This window comes from Leifsonia sp. L25 (genome assembly GCF_050632895.1).
This window is the reverse complement of record NZ_JBODRZ010000003.1, coordinates 3,000,714-3,017,822: the sequence shown is the minus strand read 5'-3', so window position 1 is coordinate 3,017,822 and position 17,109 is coordinate 3,000,714. Positions and strand designations below refer to the sequence as shown.

General features: G+C 71.8%; 15 protein-coding genes and 2 pseudogenes. 10 read left to right on the top strand and 7 right to left on the bottom strand.

The features are described 5' to 3' along the window. Positions 1 to 35 precede the first annotated feature (35 nt). Positions 36 to 329: a hypothetical protein gene (locus tag ACRAWC_RS19190; RefSeq protein ID WP_431349156.1), complete on the bottom strand. Its 294-nt coding sequence runs from the start codon at positions 327 to 329 to the stop codon at positions 36 to 38. 174 nt (positions 330 to 503) lie between these two features. Between ACRAWC_RS19190 and ACRAWC_RS19185 the strand changes: the two genes are divergently transcribed. Together ACRAWC_RS19185 and ACRAWC_RS19180 are read left to right on the top strand one after the other, a co-directional pair. Next, positions 504 to 1,097: an NADPH-dependent FMN reductase gene (locus ACRAWC_RS19185; protein WP_431349155.1), complete on the top strand. Its 594-nt coding sequence runs from the start codon at positions 504 to 506 to the stop codon at positions 1,095 to 1,097. 5 nt (positions 1,098 to 1,102) lie between these two features. Further along, the gene (locus ACRAWC_RS19180) at positions 1,103 to 1,567 is read left to right on the top strand and encodes a WapI family immunity protein (RefSeq protein ID WP_431349154.1); all 465 of its coding nucleotides are present in this window, start codon (positions 1,103 to 1,105) and stop codon (positions 1,565 to 1,567) included. 93 nt (positions 1,568 to 1,660) lie between these two features. Here the strand turns inward: ACRAWC_RS19180 and ACRAWC_RS19175 are convergent, their stop codons facing one another. Beyond that, positions 1,661 to 2,692 (bottom strand): aldo/keto reductase, encoded by a 1,032-nt coding sequence (locus ACRAWC_RS19175; RefSeq protein ID WP_431349153.1) that lies wholly within the window; start codon positions 2,690 to 2,692, stop codon positions 1,661 to 1,663. Between the two features lie 60 nt (positions 2,693 to 2,752). On the opposite strand from ACRAWC_RS19175, the gene ACRAWC_RS19170 reads away from it, so the two are divergent. Beyond that, positions 2,753 to 3,241, top strand: a complete 489-nt coding sequence (locus tag ACRAWC_RS19170) for a metallophosphoesterase family protein (RefSeq protein WP_431349483.1) — start codon at positions 2,753 to 2,755, stop codon at positions 3,239 to 3,241. A 132-nt stretch (positions 3,242 to 3,373) separates the two neighbouring features. On the opposite strand, the gene ACRAWC_RS19165 is transcribed toward ACRAWC_RS19170, so the two are convergent. After that, entirely contained in the window at positions 3,374 to 4,975 is a 1,602-nt protein-coding gene (locus ACRAWC_RS19165; protein WP_431349152.1) for a DUF7059 domain-containing protein, read from the bottom strand. Between the two features lie 32 nt (positions 4,976 to 5,007). Here ACRAWC_RS19165 and ACRAWC_RS19160 point away from each other — a divergent pair, with 32 nt between their 5' ends. The 4 genes and pseudogenes from ACRAWC_RS19160 to ACRAWC_RS19145 all read left to right on the top strand — a co-directional run bounded on the left by ACRAWC_RS19160 (position 5,008) and on the right by ACRAWC_RS19145 (position 7,402). Then, the gene (locus ACRAWC_RS19160; protein WP_431349151.1) at positions 5,008 to 5,301 is read left to right on the top strand and encodes an acylphosphatase; all 294 of its coding nucleotides are present in this window, start codon (positions 5,008 to 5,010) and stop codon (positions 5,299 to 5,301) included. 94 nt (positions 5,302 to 5,395) lie between these two features. Then, positions 5,396 to 6,286, top strand: a complete 891-nt coding sequence (locus ACRAWC_RS19155; RefSeq protein WP_431349150.1) for an aminodeoxychorismate lyase — start codon at positions 5,396 to 5,398, stop codon at positions 6,284 to 6,286. 156 nt (positions 6,287 to 6,442) lie between these two features. Beyond that, a complete protein-coding gene (locus tag ACRAWC_RS19150; protein WP_431349149.1) occupies positions 6,443 to 6,775 on the top strand; it encodes a hypothetical protein in 333 nt (110 codons plus the stop codon). Positions 6,776 to 6,788: 13 nt separating this feature from the next. Further along, positions 6,789 to 7,402 (top strand): annotated as a pseudogene (locus ACRAWC_RS19145) (dihydrofolate reductase family protein). A 6-nt stretch (positions 7,403 to 7,408) separates the two neighbouring features. On the opposite strand, the gene ACRAWC_RS19140 reads toward ACRAWC_RS19145, so the two are convergent. Then, positions 7,409 to 9,271, bottom strand: coding sequence for a thioredoxin domain-containing protein (locus tag ACRAWC_RS19140; protein WP_431349148.1), 1,863 nt, complete (start codon positions 9,269 to 9,271; stop codon positions 7,409 to 7,411). A 37-nt stretch (positions 9,272 to 9,308) separates the two neighbouring features. Between ACRAWC_RS19140 and ACRAWC_RS19135 the strand changes: the two genes are divergently transcribed. Together ACRAWC_RS19135 and ACRAWC_RS19130 are read left to right on the top strand one after the other, a co-directional pair. After that, positions 9,309 to 10,142: an aldo/keto reductase gene (locus ACRAWC_RS19135; protein ID WP_431349147.1), complete on the top strand. Its 834-nt coding sequence runs from the start codon at positions 9,309 to 9,311 to the stop codon at positions 10,140 to 10,142. 67 nt (positions 10,143 to 10,209) lie between these two features. Then, the gene (locus tag ACRAWC_RS19130; protein ID WP_431349146.1) at positions 10,210 to 10,620 is read left to right on the top strand and encodes a hypothetical protein; all 411 of its coding nucleotides are present in this window, start codon (positions 10,210 to 10,212) and stop codon (positions 10,618 to 10,620) included. A 4-nt stretch (positions 10,621 to 10,624) separates the two neighbouring features. Here the strand turns inward: ACRAWC_RS19130 and ACRAWC_RS19125 are convergent, their stop codons facing one another. The 3 genes from ACRAWC_RS19125 to ACRAWC_RS19115 form a co-directional block, all read right to left on the bottom strand. Continuing rightward, positions 10,625 to 12,193, bottom strand: a complete 1,569-nt coding sequence (locus ACRAWC_RS19125; RefSeq protein ID WP_431349145.1) for a long-chain-fatty-acid--CoA ligase — start codon at positions 12,191 to 12,193, stop codon at positions 10,625 to 10,627. 110 nt (positions 12,194 to 12,303) lie between these two features. After that, positions 12,304 to 12,594 (bottom strand): transcriptional regulator, encoded by a 291-nt coding sequence (locus ACRAWC_RS19120; protein ID WP_431349144.1) that lies wholly within the window; start codon positions 12,592 to 12,594, stop codon positions 12,304 to 12,306. A gap of 5 nt (positions 12,595 to 12,599) precedes the next feature. Next, the gene (locus ACRAWC_RS19115; protein ID WP_431349143.1) at positions 12,600 to 13,085 is read right to left on the bottom strand and encodes a hypothetical protein; all 486 of its coding nucleotides are present in this window, start codon (positions 13,083 to 13,085) and stop codon (positions 12,600 to 12,602) included. 86 nt (positions 13,086 to 13,171) lie between these two features. Between ACRAWC_RS19115 and hrpA the strand changes: the two are divergent. Continuing rightward, positions 13,172 to 17,034 (top strand): annotated as a pseudogene (hrpA, locus tag ACRAWC_RS19110) (ATP-dependent RNA helicase HrpA). Positions 17,035 to 17,109: the final 75 nt, after the last annotated feature.

The window sequence follows — 17,109 nt, the reverse complement described above, 5'->3', positions numbered from 1 at the left end:
CTGTCCGCCCTGCTTCGCCCAGGGCAGAACCGTGCTCATCGCCCGGCGTGGGCGAGCTCCCGCCGCTCGTCGCGCGCGGCCTCCTGGACCGTCTCGGGCGCGTGCTCCGGAGCCGTGACGGCCCCGGTCGCGCGTGGCGCAGCACCCGGCTCGGCCACGGCCTCCGGGACCGCCCGGGCGGCTCGCTGCGCCCGCCGCCCGGCCGTCCGCTCCGCCCGGCGCTCCGCGCGCTCCTCACGGAGGCGCCGCACCAGCTCCCGGTCGCGCTCGGCCCGCTCGACGTCCCCCGCGTACACCCGCGACGCCACGAACTCCTCGGACAGCATCATGATCCCCACACCCTTCGTCGCACTGCTTTCTTCGATGACCTCAGACTCGTCGCTAAGGCCCCCCTCCCACATCGGGAAGATGCCCTATTCCGGCCGCAGGAGGACTCAGAAGGAGCCCGGAACGGCCTGGTCGCGGGACTCGACACCGCGCGAGGCCGGGGGCAAGCTGGCGGCATGGCAACGGTCAACGAGCTCCAACCGCCTTACCGCGTCGGCTACATCGTCGGCAGCATCTCCACCGGGTCCATCAACCGCAGGCTCTCGAAGGCGCTCCTGAGGCTGGCGCCGGAGGAGCTGGTCTTCACCGACATCGGGATCGCCGACCTGCCGCTCTACAGCCGCGACTACGACGGGGACTTCCCGCAGGTCGTCCGCGACTTCAAGGCCTCGATCGCCGCGCAGCAGGCGCTGCTGTTCATCACGCCCGAGTACAACCGCTCCATCCCCGGAGCGCTGAAGAACGCGATCGACTGGGCGAGCCGGCCGCACGGCGAGAACGTGATCGCGCGCAAGGCCACGGCCGTGATCGGGGCCTCCACCGGGCCGATCGGGACCGCAGTGGCGCAGCAGCAGCTCCGCAGCGTGCTGAGCTTCCTGCAGGCACCGCAGATGAACGCGCCGGAGGCCTACATCCAGCTCAAGCCCGGGCTGATCGAGGACGACGGGACGGTCACGAACGAGTCGACGGAGGCGTTCCTCCGCGGCTTCATGGTGTCGTTCTTCGAGTACATCGAGCGGGTGCTGACGGTCGTCCCGGCCCCGCGGTGACGGGCGTGCTCCTCTCGGACGCCGCGGCGTCGCGGAGCCTGGCCCTCCGCCCGCTGTCGCGCGACAGCGACGTGCTCACCGTGGAGGCCATCGCGGCGGACGGGGACCGTCGCTGGCGGCTCGTGGGGCCTTTGCTGCACGTCGAGGAGGCGGCGGAGCTCGGGGCGTGGCTGGCCGGGCTCCCCGGCGATCTGACGCTCGGAGCGGACGAGTGGACGACGCTGACCTTCGCGTCTGCGGCGCTCTCCCTCGCGGCCCGGCGCGTGCCGGGCGGGGTGGTGGAGTTCCGGGTCGCGGTGCTCGGGATGGCGGCGGCGGGTGGAGCGGTGCCGGAGACCGGCAGCGAGCAGGCGGACGCCGCACCGCCGCCCCGCTCCACGGATGTCGTGCTCGGCCTCAGCCTCCCGCCGGCCGCAGTGGAGCGGGCGGCCGTGGCACTCGTGTCCGAGACGGCCGCGCTCCGCGCGTGAGCATCGCAGCGGGGTCGCGACACGCCGCTCCGGCGTCGTGGTGACGGCGTGTTGCGACCCCTCTGCGCTGCCAGTCGCGCGTCAGCGGCAGGGTCAGCGGCCTCCCTCGCGCTTGCGGTGCCGCTGCGCGACGGCCTGCGGCCCGTACGGGTACACCTCCGTGCGCGGCGTGCTCGCCGTGTCCAGGCGCGTGCGCTGCTCGTCGGTCAGTTCGAGGTCCGCCGCCGCCAGGTTGTCGTCGAGCTGCTCGATCGTGCGGGCGCCGAGGATCACGCTGGACACCGCGGGACGGTCGACCAGCCAGGCGAGCGCCACCTGCGACATGCTCGCGCCGGTCTCCTCTGCGACGGTCTGCACCGCGTCGATGATCTCCCAGGTGCGCGGGTCGGCGTTGCGGGCGTCGAAGGCCTCCATCCCGCGCTTCGGATTCTCGCCCAGCCGGGTCGCTCCCGTCGGCGCCTCGTCACGGCGGTACTTGCCGCTCAGCCAGCCGCCGGCCAGCGGCGACCACGGCAGCAGGCCGATCCCGGAGTCCAGCGCGGCCGGCACGATCTCGTGCTCGATACCGCGGACCAGGAGGCTGTACTGCGGCTGAAGGGTGACCGGCGCCACGAAACCGTAGCCGTCCGCGACCGCGACGGCCTTGGTGAGCTGCCAGCCGAGGTAGTTCGAGAAGCCGTAGTAGCCGATCTTGCCCGCCGTCACCGCGTCGTCGAGGAAGCGCAGCGTCTCTTCAAGCGGCGTGAGGTAGTCCCAGGCGTGCATCTGGTAGAGGTCGATGTGGTCGACATCGAGCCGGCGCAGGGAGTCGTCGAGCGCCTTTCGGAGGTGTGTGCGGGACAGGCCGAGGTCGTTGGAGCCCTCCCCCATCGGGAAGCGGGCCTTGGTCGCGATGACGAGCCGGTCGCGGGCGCCGTGGTTGCGGGAGAGCCACCGCCCGATGATCGACTCCGACGCCCCCGCGCTGTACACGTCGGCCGTGTCGATCAGGGTGCCGCCGGCGTCGATGTACCGATCCAGGATGGCGTGCGAGGTCGGCTCGTCGGCCTCCGCGCCGAAGGTCATGGTGCCGAGGGCGAAGGCGGACACGATGGTTCCGCTGTTTCCGAGGGTCCTGAGGTCCATGCCTTCGACGCTAGCCTCGCCCGGCGGAATCGCCTACCGTTTGCCAACGTGAAGCTGCTGATGCTGTCCGACACCCACATCCCGCTCCGGGCGAAAGCCCTGTCTCCGCAGGTGCTGGCCGACGTGGAGGCCGCCGACCTCGTCCTGCACGCGGGCGACTGGGTCGACGAGGCGACGCTCGACCTGCTGGAGGAGCGATCGCGGCGGCTGATCGGCGTGTGGGGCAACAACGACGGGCCGGGGCTGCGGCGCCGGCTGCCGGAGGTCGCGCGGTTCGAGCTGGGCGGGCTGCGGTTCGCCATGGTCCACGAGACCGGCCCGGCGAAGGGACGCGAGGAGCGGTGCGAGCGCGATTTCCCGGACACGGACGTGCTGGTCTTCGGGCACTCGCACATCCCGTGGGACACGGTCTCGCCCGGCGGCCTGCGCCTCCTGAACCCGGGCTCCCCCACGGACCGCCGCCGCCAGCCCGCGTGCACCTACCTCACCGCCACCGTCGCCGGCGCCCGTCTCACCGACGTGCGTCTCGTCCCCCTCCCGCCGCGCTAGCAAACCGCCGAGTACGCGAATCCTCTGCGTAGTCGACGGTTTTCGGCTGATCTCGCGCGTACTCGGCGGGTGCCTGCGAGGTGGTGGGTGCCGGCGGGGTGGGTGCGTGTCCGGGGTGGCGCGTGTCCGGGGTCAGGGGAGGCGGAGGAGGCCGTCGGTGACGAGGGCGCGGACGGTGGGGAGCAGGTCGGCGCGGAGGGCGTCCTCGTCCACCTCCAGAAGCTGCGCCAGCGCGCCCACGATCGCGGCGACGCTCAGCTCACCGTCGCACGCGCCGACCAGTGCCGCCAGGCCGGTGTCCGCCCCGACCACGCGCCCGAAGCCGCCGCCCTGGCGCAGCAGGATGGCGGTGGGCGAGTCCGCGCCGGGCCACAGGTGACGCTCCTCGGTCACGTCGCCCGCGACGGTGAGGCACAGCGCGCCGAAGGCGTCATCGCCCAGGGACGACTGCGCGTCGTGCGCCGCCAGGCACTCACCGAGGTGGACGCCGAGGCCGGCCTGGTTCGCGCCCAGTGCCCCGTGGAGGCGTTCGAACCGACGCAGGGTGGGCACGCCCTCCGCCCGCCGCAGCAGCACGTAGCCGAAGCCGACCTCCCGGACGCTGCGCGCCTCGAAGTCGTCCAGCCAGGCGCCCAGCAGCGTGTCGAACGTCGGCGTGCCCGCTCGGGTGCCGCCGTCGCGGATCCAGGTCTCGGCGTACTGGGCGGCGTCCTCCGTGTCGCGTTCGATCACCCACGCGTCGAGCGGCTGCGCGGAGTCGTCCACCCAGCCGCGGACCCGCTCCAGAGCGTCCGCGGTGTCGTGGTACTCCCAGTTGCCCAGGAGCTGCGCGACGCCGCCGGGGTTCAGGTGCGCGCCGCAGCCGGCCACGAACGCCGCGACCAGGCTGTCGCCGACCATCCCGCCGTCGCGGTACTCGTAGGCCGGCACGCCCTCGGTCCGCGGCGTGATGACGAACGGCGGGTTCGAGACGATGTGATCGAAGGCCTCCCCCGACACCGGCTCGAACATGCTCCCCAACCGGAACTCGATGCCCTCGACGCCGTTCAACTCCGCGTTCAGCGCGGCGAGCCGCAGCGCGCGCTCGGAGATGTCGGTCGCGACGACGCGGTCGGCGTGCCGGGAGGCGTGCAGCGCCTGGATGCCGCACCCGGTTCCGAGATCGAGCGCGGAGCGCACGGGACGCTGCAGCATGAGACCGCTCAGCGTCATGGAGGCGCCCCCGACGCCGAGCACGTGGTCCTCGGGGAGGGCGCGGCCGAGCGCGAGCTCGCCGAGATCGGAGACGATCCACCACTCGGCAGGCCCCAGCACGTCCACGAAGGCGTACGGGCGCAGGTCGACGGCGGGGGCGATCGCGTCGGGATCGATCGCGTCGGGATCGACCGCGTCGGGATCGACCGCGTCGGGATCGACCGCGTCGGGATCGACCGCGTCGGGATCGACCGCGTCGGGGGCAGCGCCTCGGATCAGTCCCAGCTCCTCCGCGCCGTCGAGCCCGAGGGCGGGGAAGGCCGCGGCCGCGGCCTCCCGGCCGACCGGCCGCCCGAGGACGAACAGCGCCGCCAGCGTCGCCAGCGTCCCGCCGCCGGTCCGCGCGAGCGCCCGTTCGGCAGGGACCCGCTGACCGCGGTGCAGCGCCTCTGCGGCCTCCTCACCCCAGAGCGCGGTCAGGCCGTCGACGGTGAAACCGGCGGTGGCGAGGTCGGAGCGGAGGGCGGCGGTGGAGGTCACGCAGCAATTCAATCAGGAGCACAATGGGCGGCGTGAGCCAGGAACAGACGACGATCCGCCGGCACGCGATCGTGACAGGGATGGTGCAGGGCGTCGGCTACCGCTGGAGCGCCCGCGAGGAGGCCCGCCGGCTCGGCCTGGCCGGCTGGGCGCGCAACCGTTCCGACGGCAGCGTGGAGGTCGAGGTGGAGGGCGAGGCGGCGAGCGTCGACCGGATGCTCGACTGGCTGCGGGCCGGGCCTCCCGGGAGCGCCGTGGACGACGTGCGGGTGTCGGAGGCGGCGCCGGACGGCGACGACGCGTTCCGCATCCGGCAGACGGACTGAGGCGGCAGGCCCTGACGCCCGCAGGCCCTGACGCCCGCAAGCCCTGACGCCCGCAAGCCCTGACTTCTGGGCCGTGCCCGGGCACAATAGGCACATGACGCGCGCGACTCTGCTGACCATCACCGTGCCCACCGGGGAGCCCTCGACCGGCGACCCCGGCTTCGCCCTCGCCGACTTCGACGCCGCGCAGGTGCGGATCACCGACCTGGGCATCACCCGCGGCGACGGCGTGTTCGAGACCATCGCCGTCATCGACGGCCACCCGCAGGCGCTCGGCCCTCACCTCATGCGACTCGCGCACTCCGCAGAGCTCCTCGATCTCCCTGCTCCCGCCGAGCACGTCTGGCACGAGGCCGTCCTTGCCGGCGTCGCCGACTACCGGGCGCGCAACGGCGACGGCGGCGAGCTGTTCGCCAAGCTGATCTACACCCGCGGCGTGGAGGGCACGGGCACGCCGAGCGGCTGGATCTTCGTCGACGAGGGAGAGGACTTCACCCAGCAGCGCCTCGGCATCAGGGTGGTCGCGCTCGACCGCGGCCTGCGGCACGACGTGGCCGAGACCTCCCCGTGGCTGCTCGCGGGCGCGAAGAGCCTCTCCTACGCCGTCAACCGCGCGGCCCAGCGGGAGGCCGTCCGCCGTGGCGCGGACGACGTGATCTTCATCAGCTCCGACGGCTACGCGCTGGAAGGGCCGACCTCCAACGTCATCGTGCTCGCCGACGGCGTGGTCCGCACGCCGCAGACCGACCAGGGCATCCTCGCCGGCACGACGCAGGCCGCAGTGTTCGCGTTCTTCGAGGAGCGCGGCTACGCGACCGAGTACCGGCACATCACCGCCGACGAGCTGGAGGCGGCCGACGCGCTGTGGCTGGTCTCCAGCGTCCGGCAGGCCGCCCCGATCACGCACCTCGACGGCCGGGAGTACCCGGTGGACGCCGAGCTGACCGCCGATCTGAACGCCTACCTGCTGTCGCGCACGCACTAGGAGACCCTCCGCATCCACTGTTCACCCCCACGTGGACTGAGCGTTACACCCCGATTCGCGGTGCGCGGTCCTCGCCGCCTAGGCTGTACGCACCGTACCGGCGCCGACGCCGGAACCGCCGCTATGGGGAACAGAGGCGCAGTGAAGGAGGGCGAGGTGGACCAGGTCCCGAGGAGCATCGAAGTGCTGCGCCAGCAGGCGCGCGACGAGCTCACTGCCATCATCGAGCACCGCTGCCGCGCCGGCGAGGACCCCTGGCACTTCATCCCGGACCTGCCGAGCGTCGACGAGCAGGTGGTCATCTCGCTGCGTGCCGGAGCGATCGAGGACTTCGACCTCGCCGAGGAGCGGTCCCGGGCGCACCACCCGTCCGCCGGGCGCGACACCTACACCCGCTTCGAGTACGGCGTGCTACGCAGGATCGCGCTGGAGCACCCCGAGTTGAGCGAAGCGGTCTGGGGAATGCTCGACAAGGTCGAGCGCGCGTAGTAAACCAGGCGGCATGGGGATCGTGACCGCTGATATCGCCGTCTCGCTCGACGGGTTCGCCGCCGGGCCCAACCAGTCGCTGGAGAACCCGCTCGGCGAGCGCGGGGTGGAGCGGCTGCACACCTGGATGTTCGAGTACCGCGACGCGCACGCGGAGGAGATCGCCGCGATCACCGCAGCGGGCGCCTACGTGATGGGCCGCAACATGTTCGGCCCCGTGCGCGGCGACTGGCCGGCCGAGGGCGACAGGTTCGGCGACTGGCGCGGCTGGTGGGGGAGGATCCGCCGTACCACGCGCCGGTCTTCGTGCTCACGCACTACGAGCACGCGCCGATCCCGATGGAGGGCGGGACGACCTTCGAGTTCGTCACGGAGGGCATCCACGCGGCGACCGAGCTGGCGCGCGCGGCGGCCGGCGACGCCGATGTCGCGATCGCGGGCGGTGCGGAGACGCTGAACCAGGCGCTCTGGGCGGGCATCGTCGACGAGCTGCGGCTGCACGTGGCGCCGATCACCCTCGGCGCGGGCGAACGGGTCTTCGACCGGGTGCCGTCGCTGCAGCTCGAGCTGCTGCGGTCGCGGGTGACGCCGGAGGTCGCCCACCTGACGTACCGGGTGCTGCGCTGATGCGGCTCAGCCGAGCCCGGCGGGCGAGGTGACCGGGAGCGCGCAGACGAAGTCGCGGCAGAGATAGGCGGTCGGGAGGCCGTCGCGTGTGCTGCGGGCGGCGAACAACTCGAAGCCCGCGGCCTCCAGCGCCCGGCCTTGGGAGGCCTCCACCAGCGCGACCAGGTCGGCGGGATGCCGGCGGGATGCCGCGACCAGGCCCTCGGGGTCGTCGGCGCCCGCACCCGCCGGTGGCTCGCTCACGACGACGAGCTGCCGCGGCTCGCCCTCCAGCCGCGACATCAGCGCCAGCGCGGCGCCGAACGCGCTCGGCACGCTCGCCGCAGGCCCGGCGACGAGCCGCATCGCCTCCCGCGCGGCGCGCTCGTAACGGCGGCTCGCCGTCATCAGGAACAGCGTGTGCGCGGCGGAGGCCATCGCCGTGAGGCCGGACGGGTACGCGCCCTCCGACGGGTCGACGCGCACCGCGAGGCCGGTCGACTGCAGTAGCGGGTCGCCGCCGCCCGGCACGCCGAAAGGACACTCGCCGCCGTCAGCGGCCTCCAGGCACAGGTCCACCAGCTCCCGGGCGGCGGTGGCGGCCTCCGCGTCGCCGCTCGCGAGCGCCAGTTCCAGCAGGCCGCCGGCGAGGCCGCCGTAGTCCTCCAGCGTCGCCACGGCCTCCGACACGACCCCGTCGACCGACGCCCGGCCCAGGGTGCCGTCGGGCCGGCGGTGCGTCTCGATCACCGCGCGTGCGGCCTCCCCCGCCGCGACGATCCAGGCCGGCCGGTCCAGGACGCGGCCTGCCCGGGCGAGCGCACCGATCGCGAAGCCGTTCCAGCCGGTGAGCACCTTCTCGTCCAGCGCGGGAGGCGTCAGCTTCGCGCGCTCGGCCGGCGGCACCCGGTAGTAGCCGCCCTCCACGCGGGCGCCGTCGACCACGCTCTCCGAGTCCTGCGCCGAGGCGAACGCGCCTCCCGGACGGCGGAGCACGCCGAGCAGAAAGGCGGCCACGCCGTCGGCCGTGCGCTCGGCCCACTCCTCCCCGGTCTGCGCCCACGCCGTGGCGGACGCGTCAAGGAGCTGCGCGTTGTCGTAGAGCATCCGCTCGTAGTGCGGATCGCTCCAGTCGCGCCGGGTGGCGTAGCGGAAGAAGCCGCCGTCTACCGGGTCGCGCAGCGGGGAGTCCGCCATCCGCTGCAGGGTGCGGTGCGCGAGCTCGCGTCCGGCCGGCCGTTCGAGCAGAAAGCCGAGCACCGGAGCGACCGGGAACTTGGGCGCGCCGCCGAAGCCGCCGTACAGCGGGTCCTCGGTCTCGGCGAGCGCGCCGACCGCCGCGTCCAGGGCACGACCGCCGGGCAGCTCGGAGGCCGTCGTGGCCCGGGCGGCGGCCGCGGCGAGCGCCTCCCGCACCTTGCCGGCGTCGGCCTCCACCTCGGCGCGACGCTCCGTCCAGGCGTCGGCGACCGCGTCCAGGATCTGCGTGAACGACGGCCGGCCGGCCATCGCCACCGGTGGGAAGTAGGTGCCGGCGAAGAACGCCCGCCCCGACGAGGTCGCGAAGACGGTCAGCGGCCAGCCGAGCCCTTCGGTGAACGCGCTCGCCGCCGAGAGGTAGGCGGCGTCGACATCGGGATGCTCCTCCCGGTCGACCTTGATCGACACGAAGCGCTCGTTCATCAGCGCCGCGACGGCGGGGTCGCTGAAGCTCTCCCGCGCCATCACGTGGCACCAGTGACAGGTGGCGTAGCCGATGGAGACGATGACCGGCACGTCGCGGCGCCGCGCCTCGGCGAAAGCCTCCGGTCCCCACGGGAACCAGTCGACGGGGTTCTCCGCGTGGGCGCGCAGGTAGGGACTGATCGCGCCCGCCAGCCGGTTCGTCATGCGCTCACCCTACGACCGCATTGCTATCGTGGACGACATGGTTGCACACGCAAATACCCCGCTTCTCACCCTGAACAACGGCACCACCATTCCGCAGCTCGGCTTCGGCGTCTTCAAGGTGGACCCGGCCGAGACGACCCGCATCGTCACCGACGCGCTGGAGGTCGGCTACCGCCACATCGACACCGCCGCCATCTACGGCAACGAGGAGGGCGTGGGCGCCGCGATCGCCTCGTCCGGCATCGCGCGCGACGAGCTGTTCGTCACGACCAAGCTCTGGAACGACCGGCAGACCGACGCCGAGGCCGCCTTCGACGAGTCCCTCGCCAAGCTCGGCCTCGACTACGTGGACCTCTACCTCATCCACTGGCCGACCCCGCAGAAGGACACGTTCGTGGAGGCCTGGCGTTCGCTGGAGAAGATCTACGCCACGGGCCGCGCCAAGGCCATCGGCGTCTCCAACTTCCTCGTCCCGCACCTGGAGAAGCTGCTCGCGAACACCGAGATCGTGCCGGCCGTCAACCAGATCGAGCTGCACCCGGCGCACCAGCAGCCGGAGGTGACCGCGTTCTCCCGCGAGCACGGCATCCACATCGAGGCCTGGGGGCCGCTCGGGCAGGGCAAGTACCCGCTGTTCGAAGCGCCCGAGGTCGCCGGCCCCGCCGCGGCGCATGGCAAGACTCCCGCGCAGGTCGTCATCCGCTGGCACCTGCAGACCGGCAACATCGTGTTCCCCAAGTCGAACCGCCGCGAGCGCATGGCGGAGAACTTCGACGTCTTCGACTTCGAGCTGACCGCCCCCGAGGTCGCGGCGATCACGGCGATGGAGCGCGAGGGGCGCGTGAGCGCGCACCCGGACGAGGTGAACTGACCTGTCGCCGGCCGCGGGCGCGGGGGCCGGTCCTCCGCGCCCGCCCCTTCCCGGCTAGGCTCGCACCGTGAGAATCACCACGATCACGGGGAAGGTCATCTACATCGTCGGGGTCTTCGGGCTGATCCTGGCGCTGAACTTCTTCGTGATCGACCGGATCGTCAATCCGGCGCTGGATGTGCTGATCGTCGCCATCCTCAACGTCGCCTACGTGATCGTCGGCACGCGCACCTTCCGCGGGGAGGGCGAGAATCGGCTGGACCCGCGGCCCTGGTGGAGGGCGACCGCGCGACCGGCGGCCGGATTCTGGCTGGGCGCCGTGCTCGCGATCCTCGCCTTCATCTCGTGCGTAGGCGCGCTGGCGAGCAAGCCGGAGAACTCGTTCGTGCCCGCGGTCGCCTGCATCAGCTACGCGCTGCTGGCCGCGTATTACCTCAACTCCTCCTACCGGCTGCGCACCCTCGACACGGCTCCCTGACCCCCTACGCGACCGGGGTCTGCGACTCGAAGCGGGCGACCAGCTCGCGCTTGAGCACCTTGCCGCTCGGACCGAGCGGAAGCACCTCCAGGATCTCCACCCGCCGCGGGTACTTGTACGCCGCGACCCGCTCCTGCACGAACACGACCAGTTCGTCGCCCGTCGCCTCGGAGCCCGGCATCAGCGTGACCGCCGCCATGATCTCCTGGCCGTGCGTGTCGTGCGCGACGCCGAACACCGCGACCAGGGCGACGGCGGGGTGCGTCGAGAGCGCCTCCTCCACCTCGCGCGGGTACACGTTGTAGCCGTTGCGCACGATCATGTCCTTCTTGCGGTCCACGATCGTGATGTAGTCGTCGTCGCTCTTCGTGCCGAGATCGCCGGATCGGAACCAGCCGTCCACCACGGCCTCCGCGTTCGCCTCCGGGAGGTTGAGGTAGCCCTTCATCAGGTTGTGGCCGCGGATCACGATCTCGCCGAGCTCGCCTCGCGGAAGCAGCCGGATCGCGTCGTCCACCTCCGGGTCCGCGATCTCGACGTCGACGCCCCAGATCGGCTGGCCGACGGTGCCGACCCGCGTCGGCCGGCCGCGGTGGTTGAAGGAGGCGACCGGCGACGTCTCGGTGAGGCCGTAGCCCTCGTGCACGTCGATGCCGTAGACCTCCTTCATCCGCTCGATGACCGCGACCGGGAGGGCCGCACCGCCGCTCAGGCCGTAGCGCAGGGGCGGGCGCTCCGGGTTGGTCTTGGCGGCCTCCAACAGCGCGATGTACATGGTCGGCACGCCGGTCATGATCGTGCACTCGTGCGCGTTGAGCAGTTGCAGCGCCGTCGCCCCGTCGAACTTCGGTACCAGCACCACCGCCGCGCCGGCGCGGAAGCCCATGTTCATGACGCAGGTCTGCCCGAAGGTGTGGAACAGCGGCAGGCAGCCGAGGACGCGGTCCGTCGGCTCGAAGTCGAACGTCCCGGCGAGCAGGACGTTGACCTGCTCGACCAGCGCGAAGTGGCAGCCCTCGGCTCCCTTCGGCTTTCCCGTCGTTCCGCTCGTGTACAGGATGGTGGCCGTGTCGATCGGGTCTCGCGGCAGGTAGGTGACGATCGGCTCTGCGGTGGCCGCCACCTCGTCCAGTCGCGGGAACGGGAGTTGCTCGAGCAGTTCGTCGGGGACGAGCACCGAGAGGAGGTCGACTCCGGCGAGCGCCGCACCCTTCGCCCCCTCGGCCAGCAGGGGCGCGGCGCAGATCAGCAGCTTCGACTCCGAGTCGCGCAGCACGTACTCGATCTCCGCGGCTTTGAGGAGGGAGTGGATGGGCACGACGACCGCCCCGAGGGCGAGTACGGCGTAGTACGCGCGCGGGAAATCGGGCACGTTCGGGATCATCAGGGCGACCCGGTCCCCTGGCCCGACGCCCAGGTCGCGCAGCGCTCCTGCGTAACGGCGGGTCTGGTCCCAGAGGTCGCGGTAGGCGATCTCCTGGCCGTTGAAGATCAACGCCACGTTGTCGGGCATGCGGTGCGCGGTCTCGGCCAGGATGCTGGCGACGGACATGGTGGCGTAGCCGTGAGGCATGGTGGGCTCCTTCGTCGACGGTGACGAACCCGGTCGGGTTGAGGGAAACCTACGTCACGGTGCGGGCTGCCACAATGCCCCGTTTGCGGCGGGCGGCCGGGACCGGCGCCTCACGCCCCCAGGATCGACCGCAGCGCCGTCGTGTAGTCCTCGAACGCCCGTCGCCCGGTCGTGGTCAGCGAGAGGGAGGTGACCGGGACGCGTCCGCGGTGCGTCTTCTCGACTTCCACGTAGCCGGCGTCCTCCAGCTTCCGCAGATGCGTGGCCAGGTTGCCAGCCGTGAGGTCGAGCAGTTCCTGCAGCCGCGGGAACGACATGCTGCCGCCCTCCGCGACAGTCGACAGCGTCGCCGTGATCTTGAGGCGGGCGGCGGCGTGGATGACCGGGTCCAGCTCGTCCACGCCGGTCACCGCCGCCGGGAGCCCGGGGCGCGCACCGTGCGGAGAGTGACGACGGCGCCCGCGCCGAAGATCACGCCGCCCGCCACGGCCATGAGCAGAAGGTCCGGACCGGCGAAGTCGCCCGCCAGCCCCTGCACGATCATCCCGATGCCGAGCAGCGCGAAGGCGACGGAGCATACTGACCAGGAGACGCCGTAGCCGGTGCCGGCGAACGGGGAGTCCGCGCGCACGCCACCGCCGCTGCGCGAGCCGGTCATGGCGGAGGCGACGATCGAGCCGGCGATCAGCACACCGAAGACGACGCCGGCGACGACCGGGTCGAACAGGCCGAGCTGCGCGAGGTAGAGGGCGACGAAGCCGACCAGCCAGGCCACCGACCAGACGGTGCACAGCCAGATGACGGGGAGGCGGTATTCGCGGCTGACCCGACGCTGCCGGCCGTCGACGAGGTCCCGCATCTCCCGCGCGTCGCCCGGCAGATTCTCGTTCACGCCAACTTTGTAACACAAAGTACTCTGCGCGCACAAGAGTCCTGCGAGACCGTGAGCGTGCGCCGGACGGATAGACTGGAGGGCTCATGTCCGCACCGGTCGCCCTCCCCCGCATCGTGTTCCCGCCCGAGCTGCCCGTCAGCCAGAAGCGGGACGACATCGCGCGCGCCATCCGCGACAACCAGGTCGTGATCGTGGCCGGCGAGACGGGCTCCGGCAAGACCACGCAGTTGCCGAAGATCTGCCTCGAGCTCGGCCGGGAGAGCATCGGCCACACCCAGCCTCGGCGGCTCGCCGCGCGCACGATAGCCGAGCGCATCGCGGAGGAGCTGGGCCAGAGCGTCGGCGACCTGGTCGGCTACCAGGTGCGCTTCACCGACCGGGTGTCCGCCGCGACCCGCATCAAGCTGATGACCGACGGCATCCTGCTCAACGAGATGCACCGCGACCGGCTGCTGCGCAAATACGACACGATCATCATCGACGAGGCGCACGAGCGCAGCCTCAACATCGACTTCCTGCTCGGCTACCTCCGCGAGCTGCTGCCGAAGCGTCCTGACCTGAAGGTGATCATCACCTCCGCCACCATCGACCCGGAGAGCTTCGCCGCGCACTTCGCGGCGGCGGACGGCACGCCCGCTCCGATCGTGGAGGTCTCCGGCCGCACCTACCCGGTCGAGCTGCGCTACCGGCCCCTGGTCGCCGAGGCGATGGAGGCCGACGAGGACGACCCGGATCCGGTCCCCGCCGCCGACCGCGACTACGTCCAGGGCATCAACGACGCCCTGGACGAGCTCGCCCGCGAGGCCCCGGGCGACGTGCTCGTCTTCCTCTCCGGCGAGAACGAGATCCGCGACGCCGCCGACGCGATCCGCGGCCGCAACCTCCCCGGAACCGAGGTGCTGCCGCTGTACGGGAGGCTGTCCTCCGCCGAGCAGCACTGCGTCTTCCAGCCGTCCACGATGCCGGGCGTCCGGCGGCGGGTGGTGCTCGCGACGAACGTGGCGGAGACCAGCCTCACCGTCCCCGGCATCAAGTACGTCGTGGATGCGGGAACCGCCCGCATCAGCCGCTACTCCACGCGCGCCAAGGTGCAGCGCCTCCCCATCGAGGCGATCTCGCAGGCGAGCGCCAACCAGCGCTCCGGCCGGTCGGGCCGCACCAGCGACGGCATCGCCATCCGGCTGTACTCGCAGGAGGACTTCGAGAAGCGGCCGGAGTTCACCGAACCGGAGATCCTGCGCACCAACCTCGCGGCCGTCATCCTGCAGATGATCTCGCTCGGGCTCGGCGACATCGCCGCGTTCCCGTTCCTGACGCCGCCGGACTCGCGGGGCATCAAGGACGGGCTGGATCTGCTGGCGGAGCTGGGTGCGACGCGCAACGGGACGCGCAGTGGCGGCATCGAGCTGACGAAGGTCGGCCGCCAGCTCGCCCGCCTCCCGATCGACCCGCGGTTCGCCCGCATGGTGGTGGAGTCGAAGCAGCACAACACCTCCCGGGAGGTCATGGCGATCGTCGCCGGCCTGACCATCCAGGACGTCCGCGAGCGCCCGGTCGAGAAGCGCGGCAGCGCCGACGAGAAGCACGCCCGCTTCATCGACCCGACCAGCGACTTCCTCACCCTGCTCAACCTCTGGAACTACCTGGAGGAGCAGCAGCGCGAACTGTCGTCCAGCGCGTTCCGGAGGCTGTGCAAGGCCGAATACCTCAACTTCCTCCGCGTGCGCGAGTGGCAGGACGTCTACCGTCAGCTCCGCCAGCTCGCCCGGCCACTGGAGCTCACCATCGGCGAGCCGAGCGTGAACCCGGACGGCATCCACCGCTCGCTGCTGGCCGGGCTGCTGTCGCACCTCGGGCTCAAGGACGCGAGAGAGTCGGGCAACAAGGGCTCGGCACGTGGCCAGCGGCAGTCGGAGTACCTCGGCGCGCGCCAGGCGCGGTTCGTGATCTTCCCCGGCTCGGCGCTCGCCAAGAAACAGCCGAACGCGATCATGTCCGCCGAGCTCGTGGAGACCTCCCGGCTGTTCGCGCGGATGAACGCCGCGATCGACCCGGCCTGGGCCGAGCCGATCGCCGGCGACCTGTGCAAGCGGCAGTACAGCGAGCCGCACTGGGAGAAGAGCCAGGGCGCGGTCGTCGCGTACGAGCGGGTCACCCTCTACGGCGTACCGATCATCCCGCGCCGCCGCGTGCAGTACGCCCGGATCGACGCCGAACTCTCGCGCGAACTGTTCATCCGGCACGCGCTCGTAGACGGCGAATGGGACTCGCGGCAGGCCTTCGACCGGGCCAACCGCAAACTGCTCGCCGAGCTGCGCGAGCTGGAGGAGCGCACCCGACGCCGCGACATCCTCAACGACGACGAGGCCGTGTTCGAGTTCTACGACGCGCGCATCCCCGCCGACGTGGTCTCCACCCGTTCGTTCGAGGGCTGGTGGAAGAAGGCGCGCACCGAGACGCCCCATCTGCTCACCATGACCCCCGAGGCGCTGCTCGAAGACGACGCCGCCGGCATCGACGAGGAGGCCTTCCCACCGGTGTGGCGGCAGGGCGACCAGCGGCTCACCCTCCGTTACCGCTTCGAGCCTGGCGCGGAGGACGACGGCGTCACCGTGCAGGTGCCGCTGCCGCTGCTCGCCGGGCTCGTGCCGGACGGCTTCGACTGGCAGGTCCCCGGCCTCCGGCACGAGCTCGTGACGGCCATGATCAAGTCGCTCCCGAAGGCGATCCGGCGGCAGGTCGTGCCCGCGGCCGACTGGGCGAAGCGGCTCCTCGGCGAGCTCTCCGGCGCTGCAGGGATGGACGCCCACGACGGGCGTCGCCCCGCGGCCTCCTCGCCGACACCCTCGCCGCGACCATCTCGCGGCAGACCGGCTCCCGGGTGACCGGCGCCGACTTCGACCTGGAGCGGCTTCCCGCCCACCTGCGGCCGACGTTCCAGGTGATCGGCGAACGCGGGCGCCCGCTCGCCGGCGGCAAGGACCTGATGGCACTGCAGGAACGACTGCGCTCCCGGGCGCGCGACTCGGTCGCCCGCGTCGCAGAGGCGCGCCAGCCCGACGCGATCGAGCGCTCGGACCTCACCACCTGGGACCTGGACGAACTCCCCCGCCACCTGGACACCACGCAGAAGGGCCCGGGCGGCACGGTCAACACCATTCGCGCCTACCCCGCCCTGGTGGACGACGGGGCGAGCGTCAGCATCCGGCTGATGTCGACGCCGACCGAACAGGCGCGCGCCCTCCCCGGCGGGGTCAGGAGGCTGCTGCTGGCGAGCATCCCGTCGCCCGTCGCCTACGTGCAGCAGCACCTGACCGCGAACGAGAAGCTGACGCTGGCCGCGAGCCCGTACCCGAACACGAAGGCGCTGTTCGACGACTGCCTGCTCGCGGTGATCGACTCCGTGCTTTACCGGATGAAGCCGGACGGCCAACTCTTCATGCGGGCGGAATTCGAGGCGGTGCGGGATCGCGTCTCCGGCGTCGTGATGGACTCGATGTTCGAGACGGTCGCGCTCGTCACGCGCATCCTGACCGCGGCGCGCGCCGCGGAGAAGGCGATCGGCGCCGTGACGTCGCTGACGTACCTGTCGGCGCTCAACGACGCGAAGACGCAGCTCGGCGGCCTGGTCTACTCGGGGTTCGTCTCGGCGACCGGTCTCGAGCAGCTCAGGCACCTCCCCCGGTACCTCAACGGGATCACCCAGCGCATGCAGGCGCTGCCGACCAACCCCGGCCGCGACCGCGCCTGGCAGACCCAGGTGGAGACCGCGACCGCGCTCTACACGGAGGCCGGAGGCCGCATCCCGCCCGCCCCGCACGCGCCGGAGAACCTGACGCACGCCCGCTGGATGCTCGAAGAATTCCGCGTCTCCCTCTTCGCCCAGTCCCTCGGCACCGCCGAAACCGTCTCCCTCCAACGCCTCCGCAAACTCCTCACCGGCTGAGCAGCCATCGCTTCCTCACTTTCTCCCGCAACACGCCGGTGAAGAGCGGGAGAAAGTGAGGAAGCGATGGCTGCG

Excerpts from the sequence above, each read along its gene's own strand:
- ACRAWC_RS19140 (WP_431349148.1), bottom strand. The coding sequence starts at position 9,271 with ATGACGAACCGGCTGGCGGGCGCGATCAGTCCCTACCTGCGCGCCCAC.
- ACRAWC_RS19170 (WP_431349483.1), top strand. The coding sequence starts at position 2,753 with ATGCTGTCCGACACCCACATCCCGCTCCGGGCGAAAGCCCTGTCTCCG.
- ACRAWC_RS19125 (WP_431349145.1), bottom strand. The coding sequence starts at position 12,193 with ATGCCTCACGGCTACGCCACCATGTCCGTCGCCAGCATCCTGGCCGAG.
- ACRAWC_RS19135 (WP_431349147.1), top strand. The coding sequence starts at position 9,309 with ATGGTTGCACACGCAAATACCCCGCTTCTCACCCTGAACAACGGCACC.
- ACRAWC_RS19155 (WP_431349150.1), top strand. The coding sequence starts at position 5,396 with ATGACGCGCGCGACTCTGCTGACCATCACCGTGCCCACCGGGGAGCCC.
- ACRAWC_RS19185 (WP_431349155.1), top strand. The coding sequence starts at position 504 with ATGGCAACGGTCAACGAGCTCCAACCGCCTTACCGCGTCGGCTACATC.
- ACRAWC_RS19190 (WP_431349156.1), bottom strand. The coding sequence starts at position 329 with ATGATGCTGTCCGAGGAGTTCGTGGCGTCGCGGGTGTACGCGGGGGAC.
- ACRAWC_RS19175 (WP_431349153.1), bottom strand. The coding sequence starts at position 2,692 with ATGGACCTCAGGACCCTCGGAAACAGCGGAACCATCGTGTCCGCCTTC.